17 protein-coding genes are annotated in these 19575 nt (G+C 65.6%); 11 read left to right on the forward strand and 6 right to left on the reverse strand.

Annotated features, from left to right (window positions below; genetic code table 11):
* The 10 genes from P8014_RS04420 (at nucleotide 1) to zapE (ending at nucleotide 11853) form a co-directional block, all read left to right on the forward strand.
* Nucleotides 1-1203 carry an efflux RND transporter periplasmic adaptor subunit gene (locus P8014_RS04420; RefSeq protein WP_337816094.1) on the forward strand — a complete coding sequence of 401 codons (1203 nt, stop codon included), beginning with the start codon at nucleotides 1-3 and terminating at the stop codon, nucleotides 1201-1203.
* A complete protein-coding gene (locus tag P8014_RS04425) occupies nucleotides 1190-2737 on the forward strand; it encodes a DHA2 family efflux MFS transporter permease subunit (RefSeq protein ID WP_337816095.1) in 1548 nt (515 codons plus the stop codon). Before P8014_RS04420 ends, P8014_RS04425 begins: the two co-directional genes overlap by 14 nt.
* 71 nt (nucleotides 2738-2808) lie before the next feature.
* Nucleotides 2809-4026: an MFS transporter gene (locus P8014_RS04430; protein ID WP_337816096.1), complete on the forward strand. Its 1218-nt coding sequence runs from the start codon at nucleotides 2809-2811 to the stop codon at nucleotides 4024-4026.
* A gap of 74 nt (nucleotides 4027-4100) precedes the next feature.
* Nucleotides 4101-4715, forward strand: coding sequence for a guanylate kinase (gene gmk, locus P8014_RS04435; protein ID WP_337816097.1), 615 nt, complete (start codon nucleotides 4101-4103; stop codon nucleotides 4713-4715).
* A gap of 85 nt (nucleotides 4716-4800) precedes the next feature.
* On the forward strand, nucleotides 4801-5061 hold the full coding sequence (gene rpoZ, locus P8014_RS04440; RefSeq protein ID WP_337816098.1) for a DNA-directed RNA polymerase subunit omega: 261 nt from the start codon (nucleotides 4801-4803) through the stop codon (nucleotides 5059-5061).
* 45 nt (nucleotides 5062-5106) lie between these two features.
* Nucleotides 5107-7305 carry a bifunctional GTP diphosphokinase/guanosine-3',5'-bis pyrophosphate 3'-pyrophosphohydrolase gene (spoT, locus tag P8014_RS04445; RefSeq protein WP_337816099.1) on the forward strand — a complete coding sequence of 733 codons (2199 nt, stop codon included), beginning with the start codon at nucleotides 5107-5109 and terminating at the stop codon, nucleotides 7303-7305.
* A gap of 63 nt (nucleotides 7306-7368) precedes the next feature.
* Nucleotides 7369-7752, forward strand: a complete 384-nt coding sequence (locus tag P8014_RS04450; RefSeq protein WP_337816100.1) for a Rid family detoxifying hydrolase — start codon at nucleotides 7369-7371, stop codon at nucleotides 7750-7752.
* Nucleotides 7753-7793: 41 nt separating this feature from the next.
* Nucleotides 7794-9872, forward strand: coding sequence for an ATP-dependent DNA helicase RecG (gene recG / locus P8014_RS04455; protein WP_337816101.1), 2079 nt, complete (start codon nucleotides 7794-7796; stop codon nucleotides 9870-9872).
* A 156-nt stretch (nucleotides 9873-10028) separates the two neighbouring features.
* Nucleotides 10029-10721 carry a deoxyribonuclease V gene (nfi, locus tag P8014_RS04460; protein WP_337816102.1) on the forward strand — a complete coding sequence of 231 codons (693 nt, stop codon included), beginning with the start codon at nucleotides 10029-10031 and terminating at the stop codon, nucleotides 10719-10721.
* Nucleotides 10722-10737: 16 nt separating this feature from the next.
* Nucleotides 10738-11853 carry a cell division protein ZapE gene (gene zapE / locus P8014_RS04465; protein ID WP_337816103.1) on the forward strand — a complete coding sequence of 372 codons (1116 nt, stop codon included), beginning with the start codon at nucleotides 10738-10740 and terminating at the stop codon, nucleotides 11851-11853.
* 81 nt (nucleotides 11854-11934) lie between these two features.
* On the opposite strand, the gene P8014_RS04470 is transcribed toward zapE, so the two are convergent.
* Nucleotides 11935-13821, reverse strand: a complete 1887-nt coding sequence (locus P8014_RS04470; protein ID WP_337816104.1) for a pyruvate kinase — start codon at nucleotides 13819-13821, stop codon at nucleotides 11935-11937.
* Between the two features lie 98 nt (nucleotides 13822-13919).
* Between P8014_RS04470 and P8014_RS04475 the strand changes: the two genes are divergently transcribed.
* The gene (locus P8014_RS04475; RefSeq protein ID WP_337816105.1) at nucleotides 13920-14867 is read left to right on the forward strand and encodes a CHAD domain-containing protein; all 948 of its coding nucleotides are present in this window, start codon (nucleotides 13920-13922) and stop codon (nucleotides 14865-14867) included.
* A 27-nt stretch (nucleotides 14868-14894) separates the two neighbouring features.
* Here P8014_RS04475 and P8014_RS04480 read toward each other — a convergent pair whose 3' ends face one another.
* The 5 genes from P8014_RS04480 to P8014_RS04500 form a co-directional block, all read right to left on the reverse strand.
* A complete protein-coding gene (locus P8014_RS04480) occupies nucleotides 14895-15761 on the reverse strand; it encodes a PfkB family carbohydrate kinase (protein WP_337816106.1) in 867 nt (288 codons plus the stop codon).
* Between the two features lie 30 nt (nucleotides 15762-15791).
* Entirely contained in the window at nucleotides 15792-16148 is a 357-nt protein-coding gene (locus P8014_RS04485) for a hypothetical protein (RefSeq protein WP_337816107.1), read from the reverse strand.
* On the reverse strand, nucleotides 16145-17413 hold the full coding sequence (locus tag P8014_RS04490) for a mechanosensitive ion channel domain-containing protein (protein ID WP_337816108.1): 1269 nt from the start codon (nucleotides 17411-17413) through the stop codon (nucleotides 16145-16147). The genes P8014_RS04485 and P8014_RS04490 overlap by 4 nt, the downstream gene beginning before the upstream one ends.
* A 28-nt stretch (nucleotides 17414-17441) precedes the next feature.
* A complete protein-coding gene (locus P8014_RS04495; RefSeq protein WP_337816109.1) occupies nucleotides 17442-18782 on the reverse strand; it encodes an AmpG family muropeptide MFS transporter in 1341 nt (446 codons plus the stop codon).
* Between the two features lie 111 nt (nucleotides 18783-18893).
* The gene (locus P8014_RS04500) at nucleotides 18894-19352 is read right to left on the reverse strand and encodes a bacteriohemerythrin (protein ID WP_337816110.1); all 459 of its coding nucleotides are present in this window, start codon (nucleotides 19350-19352) and stop codon (nucleotides 18894-18896) included.
* Between the last annotated feature and the right edge of the window lie 223 nt (nucleotides 19353-19575).

The following is a 19575-nucleotide window of genomic DNA, read 5'->3' on the forward strand; positions in this document are numbered from 1 at the left end:
TTGCCGACGCATGACTCTTCCGCAACCGATGATAGCTCCGCGCCGCGCAAACGGCGCCGCACCCGTGTGCTGCTGCTTGCGGTGCTGGTGTTCGCCGTCCTGGGCGGTGCCTGGTACGCCTACGATCTGCTGATCGGGCAGTACTACGTGGGCACCGATGATGCCTACGTCCATGGCGATCGCGTGCCGGTCTCGCCGCAGGTGTCGGGTACGGTCGTCGCGGTGCGTGCACACGATACCGATTACGTCCGCAAGGGCCAGATACTGGCCGAACTCGATCCGGCGGACGCGCGGCTGGTACTGGCCAAGGCCGAGTCGGCGCTTGCGCTGCAGGTGCGCGGAGTACGCCAAGACTACGCGCGCGTCGACGCGCTGGCCGCTACCGTGCAGATGGACCTCGCTCAGCTTGCCCAGGCGAAGGATGACCTGGCGCGTCAGCAACGCCTGCGCCAGCGGGGCATGAACTCGCAGGAGCAGTTCCAGCACGCACAGACCGCCGAGCAGGTCGCGCGCGCCAAGCTGGCTCTGGATCGGGCTCAGTTGGCCGGCGCCCGCGCCGCGGTCGGAGGCGCCAAGCTGGAGGACAATCCGGCGGTCCGGCAGGCAGCCGCGACCGTGCGCAGCGCCTATCTGGTGCTGCAGCGCACGCGTATTCTCGCACCGGTCAGTGGCTATGCCGCCAACCGCGGCGTGCAGCTTGGCCAGCAGGTTACGCCGGGCAGCGTGTTGATGGATGTGGTGCCGCTGGCGGACGTGTGGGTCAACGCGAATTTCAAGGAATCCCAGCTCAGCGATGTGCGAATCGGCCAGCCGGTGTCTCTGCAGGCTGATTTCTACGGCGATTCTGTGACCTATCACGGCAAGGTGCTGGGGCTGTCGCCTGGGACCGGCTCGGCCTTCGCGTTATTGCCGGCGCAGAACGCGACCGGGAACTGGATCAAGGTGGTGCAGCGCCTGCCGGTGCGAGTCGGCATACCGGCAAAGGAGCTGAAAAAGCATCCGTTGCGGTTGGGGCTGTCGATGAACGTGACCATCGATACGCACGATCGCAGCGGTGCGTCGCTCACCACGCAAAAGAACGCACCGAAACCTTCGACCGTCTCCAGCGTCTATGCCGGGCAGCTGATCGGCGCTCGGAAGCTGGTGCAGCACATCATCGCCGCCAATAGGGGCGAAGCGGTTTCCTCGCATGGCGGAAGCTGAGCCGCAGTCGTTTCATGGCACGGCACTGGTGGTGATCACCGTGTCGCTGGCGCTGGCGACCTTCATGAACGTGCTCGACACGACGATCACCAACGTCGCCGTGCCGACGATTGCCGGCGATCTGGCGGTCAGCCCCAATCAGGGTACCTGGGTGATCACGGCTTTCGTCGTGGCCACGGCCATCGCGGTGCCTTTGACCGGGTGGTTGGCGCAGCGTTTCGGCGAGGTGCGGCTGTTCGTCGCCTGCACCGCGCTGTTCACGCTGTTTTCCTGGCTGTGCGGCTTAGCTGACAGCTTCCCGATGCTGTTGTTCCTGCGTGTGCTGCAGGGTGCCGTGGCCGGGCCGATGATTCCGCTTTCGCAGAGCCTTCTGCTGAATAACTATCCTCCCGAAAAGCGTGGGCTGGCGTTGGCGATCTGGGGCATGACCACGGTGGTCGCACCGGTGCTGGGGCCGATCCTTGGCGGCTGGATTACCGACAACTACAGCTGGCCGTGGATCTTCTACATCAATATTCCCGTGGGTATCGCCTCGGTTGCGATCACCTGGGTGATGCTGCGCCATCGCGAGACGCCGCGTCGGCAGCGCCCGATCGACGTGGTGGGGCTGGTGCTGCTGATCGTGTGGGTCGCCGCGCTGCAGATCATGCTCGACAACGGCAACGACATGGGGTGGTTCGGTTCGAGCTATATCGTGGCCCTGGCGGTTGCGGCGACGATTGCCCTGGTGCTGTTTCTGATCTGGGAATGGTACGAAGAGCACCCGGTGATCGATCTAACCCTGTTCCGCAATCGCAATTTCAACGTCGCCGCGGTGGCGATTACGCTGGGCTTTGGCACGTATTTCGGCGGCATTGTGATCTTCCCCCTGTGGCTGCAGACGCAAATGGGTTACACCGCCACCTGGGCGGGCATTGCTGCGGCCCCGGTTGGTCTGCTGGCAATCGTGTTTTCGCCCATTGTCGGCCGCAGCCTGCATCGCGTTGATCTGCGCACTTTCGTCACGGTCGCGTTTCTGGTTTTCGCGGTTTGTTCGTTCTGGCTCGGCAGCTTCAATACCCAGGTGACGCTGGGCAATTTGATCGAGCCGCGGATCTGGCTGGGCATCGGCGTGGCGACGTTCTTCATCCCACTAACGGCGATGTCGTTGTCCGGTCTGACGCCCGATCGCATCGCCAGCGCTTCGGGGCTGGCCAACTTCCTGCGCACACTGGGGGCCAGTTTCGGCACCTCGTTGAGCGTCACGCTGTGGGATCGGCGCGCGACGCTGCATGATGCGCATCTGAACGATAATTTCACCTCCGCCAACCCCGCTGCCGAGCATGCCTTCGCGCAGCTGCAGGGAGTCGGTATGGCGCCGACGCAGGCTGCGGAATGGCTCTCGCATACGGTGTCGCGCCAGGCCTTCATGCTCGCCACGAATGATTTCTTCTGGCTCTCCGGCTGGATTTTCGTGGTTCTTCTGGGGTTGGTATGGTTCGCGCGTCCGCCGTTTACACCGAAGGGGCGCACGCCGGTCGCCGCGGCCGAATAGTTGGCTTCCGCCGCCTCGGTTCTGCGTGGCGCGGAGCTGCGTTCGTGTCGTCGTTTCGATCTGGATTTTCCATGTCGCTGAGAACTCTGCCGCCGACCGCGCGGCTTCTGATGGCCTCCAGATTGGCGCGAAGCGTCGGTCAGGGTGCGCTGGTGGTCGATTTCGCACTGTATCTGCACGCCCTGAGTTGGCCGGCGGTGGCCATCGGCGGTGTGTTCATGGGCGGCCTGGTGTTCAGTGCCGCGTTGACGCTGCTGCTGGGGCCGCTGTCGGACCGTCTCGGCAGGCGGCGTTTCCTGATCGCTTATGAATGCTCGCAACTGGTGGTGGCGTCGATCGCGCTGCTCACGGCGCAGCCCGCATGGCTGGCCGCGGCCGCGGTGGTCGGCGGCTTCGGACGCGGCGCGAACGGCAGTCCGGGGCCGTTCGCGCCGGTCGAGCAGTCATGGTTGATGCGCGGAATCGAACGTTGCCGTAGCGGCATGGTGTTCAGTCTCAATACGGCGATGGGTTTTTTCGGCATGTGCGCCGGTGCCTGGCTGGCAGCGCTGCCGAGCTGGCTGGGCGGGCCCTCGCCCGCGCCGCAGGATTTCCGGGTGTTGTTCGCGGTGGTGCTGGGGGGCTCGCTGATCTCGTTGCTGTTGCTGTGGTTCGCTCGGGATCTGCCCGAGACAGCCTCTGAACCGCAGCGTGCGGAGGATGAGGCCGAGGCGCGCACGCGGGAGAACGGGCTGCTGCGCCGCCTGGTCGCGGTGAACGTGCTCAACGGCCTCGGCGTCGGCTTGGTGGGGCCTCTGCTGGCCTACTGGTTCAAGCTGCGTTTCGGCGTCGGCCCTGCGGCGATTGCGCCGATGATGGCGTTGGCTTTCGCCGTCACCGGCGTCGCTTCGCTGGTTTCCGGACGTCTGACCAGCCGCTTCGGCGTGGTGGACGTGGTCGTCTGGCTGCGTCTGCTCGGCCTACTGCTGTTGCTGCCGATGGCGTTCGCACCCAGCTTCGCCTGGGCCGGCGCGTTCTACGTGCTGCGCTCGGCGCTGAGCCGCGGCACCATCGGGGCGCGCCAGGCGCTCGGCGTCAGCCTGGTCGGCGGCGGTCGCCGCGGCCTGGCGGCGAGCCTCAACAGCGTCTCGCAGATGATTCCCTTCGCGTTCGGTCCATTGCTCGCCGGCTTGTTCTTCCAGGCGGGGTGGCTGGTGGCGCCGTTCGTCATGGGGACGGTGCTGCAGGGCGGGTATCTGTATCTCTATCGTCGCTTCTTTCTCGCCCACGATCCGTCCCGTCGGGGCTGAGTATTCCGTCGCCGGCTATGTTGCTGGGGGCTTGTTGGTTATACTATGCGGCTTTGGTTGGGTCGTATTGCCTCGTGAGCTTGGGCACTCTCTACATTCTTTCCGCGCCGTCCGGGGCGGGCAAGACCAGTCTGGTGAAGGCGCTGGTCGAACGCCAGCGCTCGCTGACCGTGTCCGTGTCGCACACGACGCGCGCGCCGCGGCCGGGCGAAGAGGACGGCCGCGACTACCATTTCGTCAACGAGCGCGATTTTCTCGAACTGGTCGAGGCCGGCGGGTTTCTGGAACACGCCAAGGTTTTCGATCATTTCTACGGCACGGCTCGCGCCAGCGTGCAGGCCGATCTGCAGGCGGATCGCGACGTGTTGCTTGAAATCGACTGGCAGGGCGCGCAGCAGGTGCGCAGACAGATGCCCGGCTGTGAATCGATCTTCATCGTGCCACCCTCGCGCGAGGCGCTGGAAAAGCGCCTGCGTACGCGCGGCCAGGACAGCGAAAGCGTTATCGAGCGCCGCATGCGCGATGCGGTGCGCGAGATGTCGCATTACGCCGAGTACGACTATCTCGTGGTCAACGATGACTTCGGTCGCGCGCTGGCCGATCTGGAGTGCATCGTGACGGCCAACCGTCTACGGCTCGGCGGTCAGGCGCGCCGCCAGCAGGCCTTGATGCGCGAATTGTTGGCCTGAGCCGGCCAAGGTAGGTAATCTAGTTTGTCCCGAGTCGCGCATATTGGCCGCGGCCCGGTATTCATCGTCAGGAGATGGCAAGAGTATGGCCCGAATTACCGTAGAAGACTGCCTCGAGAAGGTGGACAACCGTTTTCAGTTGGTACTGATTTCGGCCAAGCGTGCACGGCAGATCGCCATGGGCGCGGAGCCCCGCGTGGCCCTGGAAAACGACAAGCCCACCGTGGTGGCCTTGCGCGAAGTGGCCGATGGCTTGGTCGGCAAGGAAGTGCTCGACGAGGTGGTGGCGCGTGAGCATGCCGCCGAGTCGCCGGTGAGCGACGTCGAAGTGCAGCGCGAAATCTGACTCAGGCAGCCTGCGCCTCGCTTGCGAAGCGCCTGAGAATCCTCGATGGCCGAGCCTGCCGCCTCTCCCGCATTGTCGCCGAACGCCGGTTCCCCGGGACCGGTGTCGGGGGGGCGTTTTCACGTCAGTGATCTGTGCGATCTGCTGGAAAGCTATCTGTCGCCCGAACAGATCCGCAGCGTCTATCAAGCCTATTTGTTCGCCGCCGAGGCGCACGAGGGCCAGCATCGCCAGTCCGGCGAAGCCTACATCTTCCATCCGCTCGCCGTGGCCCGTGTCATGGCCGGCATGCGCATGGATCACCACAGCATTATGGCGGCGATCCTGCATGACGTGATGGAGGACACTCCGGTCGGCAAGGAACAGCTGTCCGAGTTGTTCGGCGAGGAGGTTGCCGAGCTGGTCGATGGCGTCAGCAAGCTCACGCATCTGAAGTTCGAGTCGCGCGCCGAGGCGCAGGCCGAGAATATCCGCAAGATGATGATGGCCATGGTGCGCGATCTGCGCGTGATCATGGTCAAGTTGGCCGATCGCCTGCACAACATGCGCACGCTGTCCGCACTGCGTCCGGACAAGCGCCGGCGCATTGCCCGCGAGACGCTGGAAATCTACGCCCCGATTGCGCAGCGCCTGGGCATGAACGCGGTGCGTCGCGAACTCGAGCAGCTCGGCTTCGCTGCGCTCTATCCAGCGCGCTACCGCGTGCTGTCGACCTCGGTCGAACGTGCCCGTGGACGGCGCAAGGAGCTGATGCAGAACGTGGAGAACACCATCGTGCGCCGCCTCGAGGAGACGGGTATCGTGGCACGCGCGATGGGTCGCGAGAAGAACCTCTATTCGCTGTACCGCAAGATGCGCGACAAGCGCCTGTCGTTTGCCGAGGTGTACGACGTTTTCGCCATCCGCATCGTGGTGGCGGACATCGACACCTGCTATCGCACGCTCGGCGTGGTGCACAATCTCTACAAGCCGCTGGCCAACTATTTCAAGGACTACGTGGCGATCCCCAAGGCGAACGGCTACCAGTCCCTGCATACGGTATTGTTCGGCCCGCACGGAATCCCGATCGAGGTGCAGATCCGCTCCGAGGAGATGGACCGGGTGGCCGAAAGCGGCATCGCCGCGCACTGGCTGTACAAGGCCGGCGAGGGCGGTTCGGCCGGCGCCGGTGCGCAGGCGCGCGCGCGCGAATGGCTCAAGGGCATCCTCGAGATGCAGCAGCGCGCCGGCAGTTCGCTGGAATTCCTGGAGAATGTGAAGGTCGACCTGTTCCCGGACGAGGTCTACGTGTTCACGCCCAAGGGCCACATCATGGAGCTGCCGCGCGGCGCCACGCCGGTCGACTTCGCGTACGCCGTGCACTCGGACATAGGCAACACCTGCGTGGCGGCCAAGATCGACCGCCGCCTTGCACCTTTGTCGACGCAGCTCGAAAGCGGCCAGACGGTGGAAATCATTACCGCGCCGGGGGCCCGTCCGAATCCGGCCTGGCTGAGCTTCGTCGCCACCGCCAAGGCGCGTGCCGGGTTGCGCCACCGGCTCAAGAACCTGCAGGGCGACGAGGCGGTGCTGCTCGGGCGGCGCTTGCTCGACAAGGCATTGACCCCCTTCGGGCAGGATCTGGACGGCATTGAGCCGGAGCGCATCGATGCCCTGCTCGAAGCGCTGGAGATCGCCGATTTCAATACGCTGCTGACCGACATCGGTCTGGGCAACCGCTTGGCGCCGATCGTCGCCCGGCGCCTGCTGAGCGAGGGCGACGGGGCGAGCGAAGCCGAGCCCAAGCCCCAGAGCGGCGGCAAACCGATGGCCATACGCGGCAGCGAAGGTCTGGTGCTGACCTTCGCCAAGTGCTGCTATCCGATTCCGGGGGACCCGATCATCGGAATTCTCAGCGCCGGACGAGGCCTGGTGATCCATCGCGACAACTGCCGCAACGTGGCCGATTTGCGCGGCAAGCCGGATCGCTGGATGCCGCTGCAATGGGCCGAGGAGACCAGCGGCGAGTTCAGTGCCGCCGTGCGCGTGCAGGCGACCAATCAGCGCGGTCTGCTCGCGGCGGTCGCCACGCGAATCGCCGAGGCGGGATCGAACATCGATAACGTGTCCTTCGAGGAGCGCGACAGCGTGCTCACGACCTTGAGTTTCGTTATCAGCGTGCGCGACCGCGTGCATCTGGCGCGGGCCATGCGGCGCATCCGCGCCATACCGGCGGTGAACAAGATCAGCCGCGTACGTGGTTGATGACCGGTTTGGCGGTTCCCGCTATCCTCTGCAGTTTTTCGCCCACGTCTCATGGAGTAGACAATGCCTCGCGAAATCATTCACAGCGATGCCGCGCCCAAGGCCATCGGTACGTATTCCCAAGCGATCAAATGCGGTGACACCGTTTATGTTTCGGGACAGATCCCGCTCGATCCGGACACCATGGAAGTGGTTGGTGGCGACATCGAAGCACAGATCCGGCGAGTGTTCGACAACCTGGCAGCGGTGGCTGGTGCTGCCGGCGGCAACCTGGCCGATTTCGTCAAATTCAACATCTATCTGACCGACCTGACGCATTTCCCCGTGGTCAATCAGGTCATGGCCGAGTACCTCAGCGAACCCTATCCGGCACGTGCCGCGCTGGGCGTGGCCGCGCTGCCGCGCGACGTCGGCGTCGAGATCGAAGGTGTGATGGTGCTAGGCTGACAGCGTAGGCCGCGCTCTCGGGGCCGCGGCCGACATCGCTTGTGAGCGCGCTCAGTCTTCAATCTCCGGTGTCGTCGCTCAAGGGCGTCGGCAGCCGTGTCGCCGAACGTCTCGGGCGTCTCGGTCTGGAGCGGGTGGGGGACCTGTTCTTCCATCTGCCGCTGCGCTATCAGGATCGCACTCGCCTGGTGCGGCTTGGCGCGCTGCGTCCGCATCAGGAGGCGCTTGTTCAGGGCAGCATCGAGCATGCCGAGGTCGTGCAGCGGCGTCGGCGCACACTGCTGGTGCGCCTGTCCGACGGTACCGGTGCGATTACCCTGCGTTTCTTCCACTTCGGCAACACCCAGCGCAATCAGTTGGCGCGCGGCCAGTCTCTGCGCGTGTTCGGTGAAGCCCGCGCGGGGGTACACGGGCTGGAGATGGTGCATCCCGAGTATCAGCTCCTCGCCGGCGAACTCGCCGAGGAGGCGGCGCCCGAGCCCACGCTGACCCCGATCTACCCGACGACCGAAGGCCTGGGCCAAGCGGTGTTGCGGCGTCTCATCGGACAGGCCAGGGCCTACGGCGAACCTGTGGAGCTGATGCCCGTCGAGTTGCTGCCGGAGGACCTGCGCTACGAACTCGGTGCGGCATTGGCGCTGTTGCATGCGCCGCCGACCGACGCCGATCTCGGCGCTTTGGCGGCCGGCCGGCATCCGGCCCAGCGCCGTCTGGCGTTCGAAGAGTTGCTGGCGCACCAGCTGAGCTTGGCGCGGCTGCGTGCGCAAATGCGCGACACGCCGGCACCCGCACTGCCGCGCGACGGCCAGCTGCAGCAGCGTTTGTTTGCCGCATTGCCGTTCGAACTCACCGCGGCGCAGAAGCGCGTGCTTGGCGAGATCGCCGATGATCTGGCGCAGCCGCGGCCCATGCTGCGCCTGGTGCAGGGAGATGTCGGCTCGGGCAAGACCGTGGTGGCGCTGGCGGCCTGCCTGCAAGCCGTCGAGGCGGGTTATCAGGCCGCGCTGATGGCGCCCACCGAGCTGTTGGCCGAGCAGCATTTTCGCAACGCGGCCGGTTGGCTGGACGACCTGGGCATCAGGGTGGTGTGGCTGTCCGGCCGTCAGCGGCCCGCCGTACGCGAGCAATGTCTGGCGGAACTTGCCAGCGGCGAGGCGGCGGTGGCGGTCGGTACGCATGCGCTGTTCCAGGAGGCCGTCAGCTTCGCCCGTCTCGGCCTGGTGGTGATCGACGAGCAGCACCGTTTCGGCGTGCACCAGCGCCTGGCCTTGCGCGAGAAGGCGCAGGGCACCGGCCTGCACGCGCACCAGCTGGTCATGACCGCGACGCCGATTCCGCGCACGCTGGCGATGACCGCCTATGCCGATCTCGATTATTCGGTGATCGACGAGCTGCCGCCGGGGCGCACGCCGGTTACCACCGTCGCGATTCCCGATACGCGACGCCCCGACGTGGTCGAGCGCATTCGCGCGGCAGTCACGTCCGGGCGCCAGGCCTACTGGGTGTGCACGCTGATCGAGGAATCCGAAGCCTTGCAGTGCGAGGCGGCGGAAGACACCTATGCCCAGCTCGGCGAGGCGCTGCCGGAGGTCCGGGTGGGCTTGGTGCACGGACGCATGAAGGCGGCGGAGAAGGAAGCGGTGATGGGCGCGTTCAAGCGCGGCGAACTCGATCTGCTGGTGGCGACGACGGTGATCGAAGTGGGGGTGGACGTGCCGAACGCCTCGCTGATGATTATCGAGAACGCCGAGCGCCTGGGGCTGGCGCAGTTGCACCAGCTCAGGGGGCGGGTTGGCCGCGGCGCGACCGCTTCGAGCTGCGTCCTGCTCTATCACCCGCCGCTGGGCGAGACGGCCAAGCGGCGGTTGCAGGCCTTGCGCAAGACCAGCGATGGCTTCGAGATCGCGCGCCTGGATCTGGAGATACGCGGCCCGGGGGAGTTGCTGGGCACGCGTCAGACCGGCATGGCGCGGCTGCGCGTGGCCGATCTGGTGCGCGACGCCGACCTGCTGCCGGCGGTGCAGCTGCCCGCGAGAAAACTGTGGGCGGAGCGGCCGGAGGTGGCCGAAACTCTGATCCGTCGCTGGCTGGGAGGCGCGGAACGCTACGCTCAGGTATGACGGTGGGCGAAGGCGGATGCGAGCAAGGGAACGGAGTTGCCCCGGCATGTACGCCGTAACCGGAAACAGGTGCTAGGCTTATCCAGCGAGCCTGTACGGCTTGCCGCCACCGGGAGATGACCCCCTGACGGTTGTACAGGATTTCGAGCGGAACCGATGAGAATCGCGGACGATCTGTTTCATGGCTGGGATGTGTCGCCGGCCGAGGCGCGCCAGATACAGGAGCGCCTGCGCGGGCGCGTCGAGACGCAGGACCGGCTCGATCCGCCCGAGTACGTGGCGGGCGTCGATGTCGGTTTCGAAGACGATGGCAATCTGACCCGAGCGGCAGTGGTGACGCTTTCGCTGCCCGGTCTGGAAGTGGTGGAGCGAGTGCTGGCGCGCCGGCCGACGAGCTTTCCCTACGTGCCTGGCTTGCTGTCGTTTCGCGAGATACCGGCCGTTCTCGATGCCATGGAGCGATTGCACCGGCGGCCAGACGTGCTGTTGTGCGACGGTCAGGGCATCGCTCATCCGCGTCGTCTTGGCGTTGCCGCGCACCTGGGCGTGTTGCTCGACATGCCGAGTATCGGCGTGGCGAAGTCGCGGTTGATCGGAACCCACGGTCACGTGCCGAACCATCGCGGTGCGTGGGTACAGATGCACGACGGCGAGGAATGCGTCGGTGCGGTGCTGCGCACGCGGGTCGACGTCAAGCCGGTCTATGTGTCGGTAGGGCACCGGGTCTCGCTGCATACGGCAATCGACGTGGTGATGCGGGCGGTAACGCGATACCGCTTGCCGGAAACCACGCGGCAGGCGGATCGCCTTGCTTCTGCACCGGCGCACGCAAGGAACAGCGGGCGTTAAGACTGGAATATTTGGAATGCATGACAGGGATGTTGGAACGCCTACCGCGCTGTATGAGGACGGCGTGGCACAGCGGCGTTGGTTGGAAGACCCCGCGCAGCGGGCGGCGCTGCGGGAACTCGATCGGATTCATCTGGCTTTGTCACGGCCGCCTGCGCCGCGCGCCGGCCTGGGTCGGCGCATGCGCGCGTTTCTGCGTCCGCCGCTGCCCGTGCCGCCGCAGGGGCTTTATCTTTGGGGTGGGGTAGGGCGCGGCAAGACCTTGCTGCTCGACCTGTTCGTGGAAGCGCTGCCCGCGGATGTCGCGTTGCGCCTGCATTTCCACCATTTCATGCGCGAAGTGCATGCGTCGATGCGCGAGTTGGGTATTCGTGCCGATCCACTGCTACTGGTGGCAGACGGTATTGCCGCGCGGGCGCGGGTACTGTGTCTGGATGAGTTCCTGGTCAACGATATTGGCGATGCGATGATCCTGGCGGGCTTGCTCGATGCGCTGTTCGCGCGCGGAGTCGCTTTGGTGACGACCTCCAATACCGCGCCGCAGGACCTGTACCGGGATGGGCTGCAGCGTCCCCGTTTCCTGCCGGCAATCGCATTGCTGGAGCGCCACTGCTGCGTATGGGAGCTTGCCTCGGAGCACGACTGGCGCCTGCGCAGCCTGCGCCAACGGCCGGTCTATCAGACGCCGGCCGGACCGCAGGCGGACGCGGCGCTGGCCGGAATCTTCGAGGTAGAGGCGCGCGGCAAGGTGGTCGAGGGGGGAGTCCTGTCGCTCAACGGCCGCGAGGTGGAAGTCAGGCGGCGAGCCGACGGCATCATCTGGTTCGACTTCGCGCCGCTGTGCGTCGGGCCGCGGGCGGCTTCCGACTACATCGAGCTTGCCAACAGCTACCACACCGTACTGATTTCGGATGTGCCCAGGCTGGATGCTGCGCAGGATGCGCCGGCCAAGCGTTTCGTCCACCTGATCGATGAGTTCTACGACCGCAACGTCAAGTTGGCGCTCAGCGCCGAGGTGCCGCTGGACGGTCTGTACGCCGGGACCCGGCTGCACGGTGAGTTCGGCCGCACGGTATCGCGGCTGATGGAGATGCAGAGCGAAGAGTATCTGGCGCGCGAGCATCGTTTCTAGCCGTCTGGCGTACGCACTCGGCGATCGAGACGCAGCTTGGGGTCAGCGAAGCGCGCCGCAACGTGTTCGGCTGAATGCACTTCAGTCGGGGTGCCCCGCGATCGACAGCGCGCGCAGGCGCGGCGAGTTCTTCCACTGCCGCAGTTCGGTGCGCCGCAGTACTTCGTTCAGCGTGTGCAGCGCATCGATGACGTAGGGGCCTTTGTTGAGCATGATGCACTCGGCGCGCTGTCCGAGCACCGCATCGCTGAGTTCCGGGCGCGAGACCGCGCCCTGTTTGGCCAGGGATTCGAGCACCTGGGTGGCCCAGACCACCGGCGTGTGCGCCGCCTCGGCCAGCCACAGGATCTCTTCCTGAATTTCGGACAGACGTTCGCCGCCGAGTTCCACGGCGAGGTCGCCGCGCGCGATCATCAGGCCGAAGGGATGCCGGCCGAGTGCGGTGAGCAGCAACTCCGGCAGCTCCTGTACCCCGCGGGCGTTTTCGATCTTGGCGATAACGCACAGATGTTCGGCCTGGCGCGCGTGCAGTTTATCGAACAGCAGCTCCAGGTCCGCGGGCGTCTCGACGAACGACAGCCCGACCATGTCCGCATGCCGGACGATGAAATCCAGGTCGCTACGGTCCTTGTCGGTCAACGTCGGCAGGCCGAGCCGCGAGCGCGGGAAATTCAGGCCACGGTCGGCTTTGATCGTGACGCCGCCGGCGCGCGCATGCGTGACGCGCAGCAGCAGGCCCTCGTCTCGGCGCTCGACGACCTCGGTGCCGATATGGCCGTCGTCGATCCAGATCGGATCGCCGATACCGACTCCTTCCAGCGTGCCGCATTCGACACAGCCGATGCGCGCCGGGCGCAGGCAGCGGCCGTTGGCGTCGAAGCGCGCCGGCTCGCCGGGCGCGTCGTCGTAGCTCAGCAGCAGGGTGTCACCGGTGCGCACGCGGATGCGGAGTTCGCGCGGGACGAAATCGCCGAGGCGGAATTCGCCGGGTTGGGGGCGCAGCCCGCCCTTGTGCGTGCGCCGCAACAGACGTACGTCCGTGTCCGGCGTCAGCCAGGCGGTCTGGAAGGCATGGGCGAACCACACGCCGGTGTCCGGGTGATCGATGATCAACAGCTCGCGGCTCTTGCCGCGGGTGTCGTCGAAACCCAGGCGATCGCCGATCTGCAGTTCGGCGGCCAAGGCCTCCGGCAGTTCGAAGCGGTAGCGCGCGGTGCTGTCGGGGATGTTCGCATCGGGGCCGTGCAGCAGCACTTCGGCCGGGCCGACCGGGCGCCCGACCGCATCGCGCGGAGGTTTGATGTGCGCCACGCTGGGTGCTGCGCCGATGGGACCGGTGCGGGGCTTGCGGCCCGCGAGATCCATCAGTATCGAGCAGCGCTGACCCGCGGCGGCTGCAGCCTCGCGCACGTTGTCGATCATGCGGCGCCAGGTGTCGGCGTCGTCGTGGGCGCAGTTGATGCGGGCGCAGTCCATGCCCCCGGCGATCAGGTGGGCGCTGCATTGCGGATCCTCGGCCGCGGCCGTCGGCAGCGTGACCATGATGCGGGTGTGCCGCCGCCCGGGGTGTTCGCCGAACAGCTGCCGGGTGCGCGCTTCGAGCAGATTGCGCGCCTCGACAGGCGTTACGACAGGCGCATCGCTCTGTTCCGATGCGAGCGGTGTGCCGGCCATGCGGGCCAGGGCTTCACGCACGGCTTCGAGCGTGTGGAGTACGTGACCTTCGCAGCGTCCCAGGGTGGACAGGCCGTGCAGGGCGAGTTGATCCTGCAGGTCGCGCAGATCGTGCTGGCGTAGGGCGAGGTACTGCGCGAGGTTGGTGGCGCTGCGCCAGGCCTTGCCGTGAACGGTGTGGGGCTGTCCGTGCAGGCGTTGGGCGCTGTCGGACAGGATCTCGGCGTGCAGGCGCTGCAGCACGTCGAGAATGAGTTGCAGGGGCTGACGTTCGGTAGCTTCGGAGTTCATCATGGGACTAAAGCATGCATCGATGAAGATTGTGTGAAAGTCTTTTCCACCCAATTTCATGAAAGCCGGCAGTCCGTGTTGCTGCCGGAGGGGAGGAACAAATGCCGGGTCCAAATCTGGAACAGGCCTCTGGTGAGGTGGCGCGTAACTTGGTGATCGCCCAGGCTTGTGCCGCGCGTACGGCGTATGCAGCGCTGTGCAAGGGCGAGGACCCGGAGGCCTTGCACGATCTTCGGGTCGCCTTGCGCCGCATGCGGTCGCTGCTCAGGGCCTATCGTGCCGAACTGCGGCTGCGTAAACGCATTCGCCGGGAACTGAATGAACTCGCGGCGGCGACCAATCCGGCGCGTGATGCGGAGGTGTTGCTGGAACTGTATTCAGGCCTGCCGCTACCCGCCGCCAGGGATGCGAAGGCCGGTGTGGCGTGGGCCGGCATGCGTCTGCGCGACGAGATGGCGAGCGGGGCGCGGACCGCGCGGCTGGCGCTGGACGCGGACCTCGAACGCCTCTGCCGACATGTGGAGCGCGGATTGGAGTTCAGTGCGGACGGGCAGCAGACGACCTGGCGCACGGCGTTAAGCAATCGGTTGGAGATGGCGTGGGTGGAACTCGATGCTGAATTGCAGGCCCTGCGGGACGAGTTCAGTATGGCGCGGGCGCATCATGCACGTATCGAGGTCAAGCGTTTGCGTTATCTGCTTGAGCCGGTGCGTGCGGTGTTGGAACCGGCCAAGTCCCTGGTTCAGGAGTCCAAGCGGTTGCAGACCCTGCTGGGGGATCTGCACGATGCTCAGGTGTTCGCTGAATGGCTGATGGGGGCCGCCTCAGTGGCCGGGGCGCGCTGGGGGCGGGCCGAGCTTGTCCGGACTTTGGATGAGAACGTTGAAGAACCCGACGAAGCGGCAGATGCAATGCCGGGGTTGGTCTATCTGGGCGAGACGGTGTGCGAACGCGAGCGGGCCTTGGCCGATGAGGTGAAGGCATGGTTGGCCGGTGACGGGCTGCAGGGCTTGGGAGAGGCAATGCGTGTGGTGCGTGAGGCGCTTTGAGTGTTGCGCGTGATTTCATCGCCCTGACTACAGAAGCCCCTCCCGGGCAACCTTCGAGCCCGCCAGGCGGTTGGCATGCGCAAGCGCTTCCTCGAGCATGGCGCCACCACATAGCGCATCGATGATGCCGGCGTTGAAGGTATCGCCAGCACCCAGCGTGTCGACTATCGGCCCCGCTTTGTACGCAGGCGCATGCACGCAATCGAAGCGGCGCCGGTCGCCCGGAGCCAGAGCCCAGGCACCGTCTTCGCCCCAGGCGCAGACCAGAATCGCTTGCGGGATCTGCGGGCGCAGCGCGGTGAGCAGCGCGTCGGCGGCGCTGAAACCGCTGGCCAGCGCGTAACTGCGTGAGAACAGCAGCACGTCGGCATAGGCGAAAAGACGCTGGATACCGGGACGCGGCTTCTCGATCTCCACCGAAATCGGCTGGTCACGCAGGCGTCGGCGGGCCAGGCGGATCTGGTTTGCCGTGGCAAAGACGTTGCGGCCCTCGAAGTGCAGCCAGTCGTATTGTTCCAGCGGAATGCGGGAGACATCCTCGGTTTCCAGTTCGGGCAGATCGCGGTGATGGATGATCGTGCGGCTGCCGTTTGCGGCGCCGAGGGTGATGTAGGACGTTGGGGTGGCGCCGCTGCGCTGCGGACAGTAGCGCAGATCGACCTCGGCGTGTTGCAGGGTCGCGCGTATGTGCGCAGCGGAAGCGTCGTCGGCGAGTACGGCGCACAGGTGGGATTGATGGCCTAGCGAGGCGAGTACGGCTGCGGTGTTGGCGGCGTTGCCGCCGCTGGCTACGCGGCTGGCGCTGGCGCGGACCTCGTCATCCTCCTGAGGATAACGCTCGACGGTGTTGACGATGTCGAGAGTGGCGGTGCCGGTGAGCAGTATCTGGCTCATGTCGTGTGCCTGGGTTCCTTGGGGCTGTGTTCAGTGGCAGGCCGAACCGTGTGCCGTATCGCTGTCGAGTTCATCGTAGACGGCGTCGATGGCGCGAATCAATCGGGCAAGGGCGCGATAAGTTTCTGCGCTACCCTCCCCGCTCTGGTGGCGTAGACGCAGGGGGCCGAGTGCGTGGATGAAGTCGTTGCGCGCGATGGCCTGATCGGCGCTGCGCACAGGTATCCAGTTGACCAACATGCGCAGGGCTTCGGCGTAGGGGCCGGCTTCTTCGTTCCGCTGCCGTACGGCCAGTATCGCGTCCGGCGCCGCGCCGTCAAGCAGCTCGCCGCCGCACAATGCGTCCAACTGCGCAAGGCATTCGTCAAATGGGATCTGCCGGCTCATGAGTCGGGAGCGGAGCGGATGTGCAGGTCGCGCTGGGGATAGGGAATGGTGATGCCGTGGGTCTTGAAGGCGCGCCATATGGCGAGATTCAGTTCGGAGCGAATGTTGTTCACGCCGGCCTCCGGATCCTGGATCCAGGCGCGCAGTTCGAGTTGCATGCCGTTGTCGCCGAAGGCGAGCAGGCGTGCGCCGGGTGTCGGGTCGGCGAGAATGCGCGGGTGTTCGCGGGCGACTTCTTCGAGCAGCCTCAGCGCGAGTTCAGGGTCGTCGTGGTAGCTGATTGCCACCGGGGTCTTGATGCGCACCTTGCGGTCGCTGTAGCTCCAGTTGATGACCTGGGAGGTGACCAGATTCTCGTTCGGGATGAGGGTTTCCACGCCGTCGCGGTCGCGCACGACGAGATAGCGCGCACGCAGTTCCTGCACCCAGCCGAAGCGATCGCCGATGCTGATGACGTCGCCGGGGCGGATGGAACGGTCGAACAGCAGGATGAAACCGCTGACCAGATTGCTGGCAATGCGCTGCAAGCCGAGACCGAGGCCAACGCCGAGCGCACCGCCGAACACCGCGAAAGCGGTCAGGTCGATACCCACCGCGCTCAGACCGAGCAGTAGGCCGAGGGTGATGAGCAGGAACTTGATGACCTTGGCGATGCTCACGCGAATGCCGGCACTGATGCCGCTAGCACCCATGATGCGCCGCTCCAGGGCGGCGCCCAGCCACCAGGTGAGCAGCAGCATTGCACCCAGCGACGCGGCGGCCTTGAGCAGGGTGAGCAAAGTCAGCGGATGTTCGCCGGGGACCAGCCGGATGCCGTCCAGCGCGGCCGCGAGCGGTTTCAGCCAGCCGAGCAGATAGAGCGCGACGAAGGCCCAGACGCCGAGGCTGACGAGCTGTTCCCAGGCGCGCAGTGTCGGGCCGGGTCGCAGGCTGAGGCGCAGCATGTAGGCGACCAGCCGGATGCTGGCCAGCGACAGCAGCAGCGGGGTGAGCAGGGCAAGCCAGTCGCTGGGGTAGTGCGCGGCGTCCAGGGCGGCGTGGGCGAGCAGGGCCACGGCCAGCGCGGCGGCGGGAAACGCCAGGCGCTCGGTACCGCGCAGCAGAATGCGGCGCAGGCTGCGCGGCGTCGCATCGCCCATGTTCCGGTCCGCCTTGCGCACTGCCCAGCGGTGGGCGAGCAGGCCGGCGAGCAGCGCCAGGATGATCGCCCCGATCTGCCACCACTCGGTTGGCGATAGGCTGCCCAACAGCTGGCTCAGCGACATCGCGCCGTGCTCCTCTTGCGATGCCGGGTCATGATTCCTGTTCTGCCGGTGTGCTCGGATCTGTGGTCGGCTCGTTCAGCCAGCCGCGGAAGCGGGTGAGCAGCCAGAGGCCGGGTATGGCGAGCAGCGCGCAGGTGATGAAGAACTGGGTCCAGCCCAGGCCGGAGGCCATGAAACCGGTGCTCGAGGCGAATAGGGTGCGCGGCACGCTCATCAGGCTGGCGAGCAGGGCGTACTGAGTGGCGGTGAACTCGCGGTTGGTCAGTGTGGCCATGAATCCGACGAAGGCTGCGGTGCCCATGCCGCCGGAGAAGTTTTCGGCAGCGATGACGACGGCGAGCCAGCCGACCGAGGGGCCGGTGTGTACCAGCCAGGCGAACCCGGCAGTGGACAATGCCTGCAGTAGGCCGAACCACCACAGCGCACGATACTGGCCAATACGCATGATCGCCATGCCGCCAAGCAGACCGCCGAGCATCAGCGCTGAGAAGCCGACCGGCTTGGCTACCTCGCCGATCTGGGCGGTGGTGAAGCCAAGGTGCAGATAAAACGGCGTGATCATGGTTGAGGCCAGGGTGTCACCGAGCTTGTAGAGCACGATGAACAGCAGGATCAGCACCGCGTTCTGACGCCGGGTGAAGAATTCCACGAACGGGCCGGCTACCGCCTCGCGCAGGTTGGGTGGTGGAGTCGTTTGGGCTTTTGGCTCGGGCGCGAACAGCGTGGTCAGTATGCCGGGCAGCATAAGTAGACCCATGATAGCGAAGGTAGTGCGAAAGCCTATGTATTGCGCCATGATCATGCCGCCGCTGGCTACAACCCACATGCCGATGCGGTAACCCCAGACGTACATCGAGGCTCCGAGGCCCTGTTCGTCATCGGCTAACGATTCGCGTCGGTAGGCGTTGATGACTGTGTCCTGCGTGGCCGAAAACAGCGCTACTAGTAGGGTGACGCCGGCGACTAGGGGTAGGTTGCCGCTCAACCAGTACACAGGCAGATTTAAATTACCCAGCGTGATGATGGTGACCAGGGTCAGGTCGCCGTGCGGATTGGTTTGACCCAAGCAGATGATTGCCGTGGCCAGCGCGAGCTGCACGGCGAACAGCCAGCCGCGCCGTCTGCCAAGCCACGGTGGTGTGTATCGGTCTATGAACGGGCCGGCAATGAATTCGAAGGAATAGGGGAGAGTGGCCAACGCGAACAGGCCGATTACTTCGACTGAAATCCCATTTTCGGTCAGCCAGGCCTGCAGCAGCGTGTATGTAATCAGAAATGGCAGACCGGAAGCGAAGCCCATGAGGCCGGCGACGAGCATGCGGCCGGAAAGGATGTAGCGCAGAACGCTGGAGTAGCTTGGTGGCGTCACGATGGGCTCTGAGGGCGCGTGGATGCGGCTATGATACACGCGCGCCGCCGCGCTGCATCCGGACTCTGGGTGGCGTCTGGAGCGTTGCGAGCTTGCCGGCGAAGATTGGCGCTACTGGAACCAGCGCTTGAGTTGGCTGCGCATCCAGCTGCCTTGGTCGCGCTGCTCTAGGCGTCTCATCTGGGCGCTGACCAGGGGGACATAACGCGCATCTTCGTGCGCTATGTGCTCGAACAGCCAGGCCTTGAGCAGTTCGAGCAGCGGTTTGGCCACGTCTTCGCCCTGCCGGGCGCGTTCGCGGAAATCGAAGATACGGTTGCGGAAGGCGTCGTGCGCGTGTACGTGGCTGGCATGCTGCGGGTAGCCGGCGTCCTCTATCAGGCTTTCCTCGAACGCGAAATGCGACAGCGTGTAATCGACCAGCTGGTCGAGGACTCCGCTCACTTCGTCGCGGTTGTGGTGGGTGCGGGCATGGGCGAGCTGATTGATGTACTCCACGAGCCGCCGGTGTTGCTTGTCGATGACCCGGATGCCGGTATCGAAATCGCTGGTCCACTGTATTTCGGGCATGACTGTGTCCGCGGGGTCGAAAGCGGGCGGAACGACCGGGTTGTGGCCGGTTTCATTTTCCTTTCACAGTGTGGCGTAGCAGCTTCGGTGTTCGCCTCCGGCTGCGTTCAGCGCGTGAGCGGCAACGCCAGGCCCAAGCTGATGAACAGCCCGCGGCGGAACAGATGGTGACCGCGCCTTGCGCTATGCGCCGCGGCACCTTCCAGGCGCAGTGGCGGCGCGC

Origin of the sequence: Acidihalobacter sp., from assembly GCF_037381185.1 — a bacterium.
Lineage (GTDB): Bacteria > Pseudomonadota > Gammaproteobacteria > DSM-5130 > Acidihalobacteraceae > Acidihalobacter_A.

Coding starts and splice junctions, on each gene's coding strand:
- P8014_RS04425 (WP_337816095.1), top strand. CDS start 1,190: ATGGCGGAAGCTGAGCCGCAGTCGTTTCATGGCACGGCACTGGTGGTG.
- P8014_RS04430 (WP_337816096.1), top strand. CDS start 2,809: ATGTCGCTGAGAACTCTGCCGCCGACCGCGCGGCTTCTGATGGCCTCC.
- rpoZ (WP_337816098.1), top strand. CDS start 4,801: ATGGCCCGAATTACCGTAGAAGACTGCCTCGAGAAGGTGGACAACCGT.
- spoT (WP_337816099.1), top strand. CDS start 5,107: ATGGCCGAGCCTGCCGCCTCTCCCGCATTGTCGCCGAACGCCGGTTCC.
- P8014_RS04450 (WP_337816100.1), top strand. CDS start 7,369: ATGCCTCGCGAAATCATTCACAGCGATGCCGCGCCCAAGGCCATCGGT.
- nfi (WP_337816102.1), top strand. CDS start 10,029: ATGAGAATCGCGGACGATCTGTTTCATGGCTGGGATGTGTCGCCGGCC.
- zapE (WP_337816103.1), top strand. CDS start 10,738: ATGCATGACAGGGATGTTGGAACGCCTACCGCGCTGTATGAGGACGGC.
- P8014_RS04470 (WP_337816104.1), bottom strand. CDS start 13,821: ATGATGAACTCCGAAGCTACCGAACGTCAGCCCCTGCAACTCATTCTC.
- P8014_RS04475 (WP_337816105.1), top strand. CDS start 13,920: ATGCCGGGTCCAAATCTGGAACAGGCCTCTGGTGAGGTGGCGCGTAAC.
- P8014_RS04480 (WP_337816106.1), bottom strand. CDS start 15,761: ATGAGCCAGATACTGCTCACCGGCACCGCCACTCTCGACATCGTCAAC.
- P8014_RS04485 (WP_337816107.1), bottom strand. CDS start 16,148: ATGAGCCGGCAGATCCCATTTGACGAATGCCTTGCGCAGTTGGACGCA.
- P8014_RS04490 (WP_337816108.1), bottom strand. CDS start 17,413: ATGTCGCTGAGCCAGCTGTTGGGCAGCCTATCGCCAACCGAGTGGTGG.
- P8014_RS04500 (WP_337816110.1), bottom strand. CDS start 19,352: ATGCCCGAAATACAGTGGACCAGCGATTTCGATACCGGCATCCGGGTC.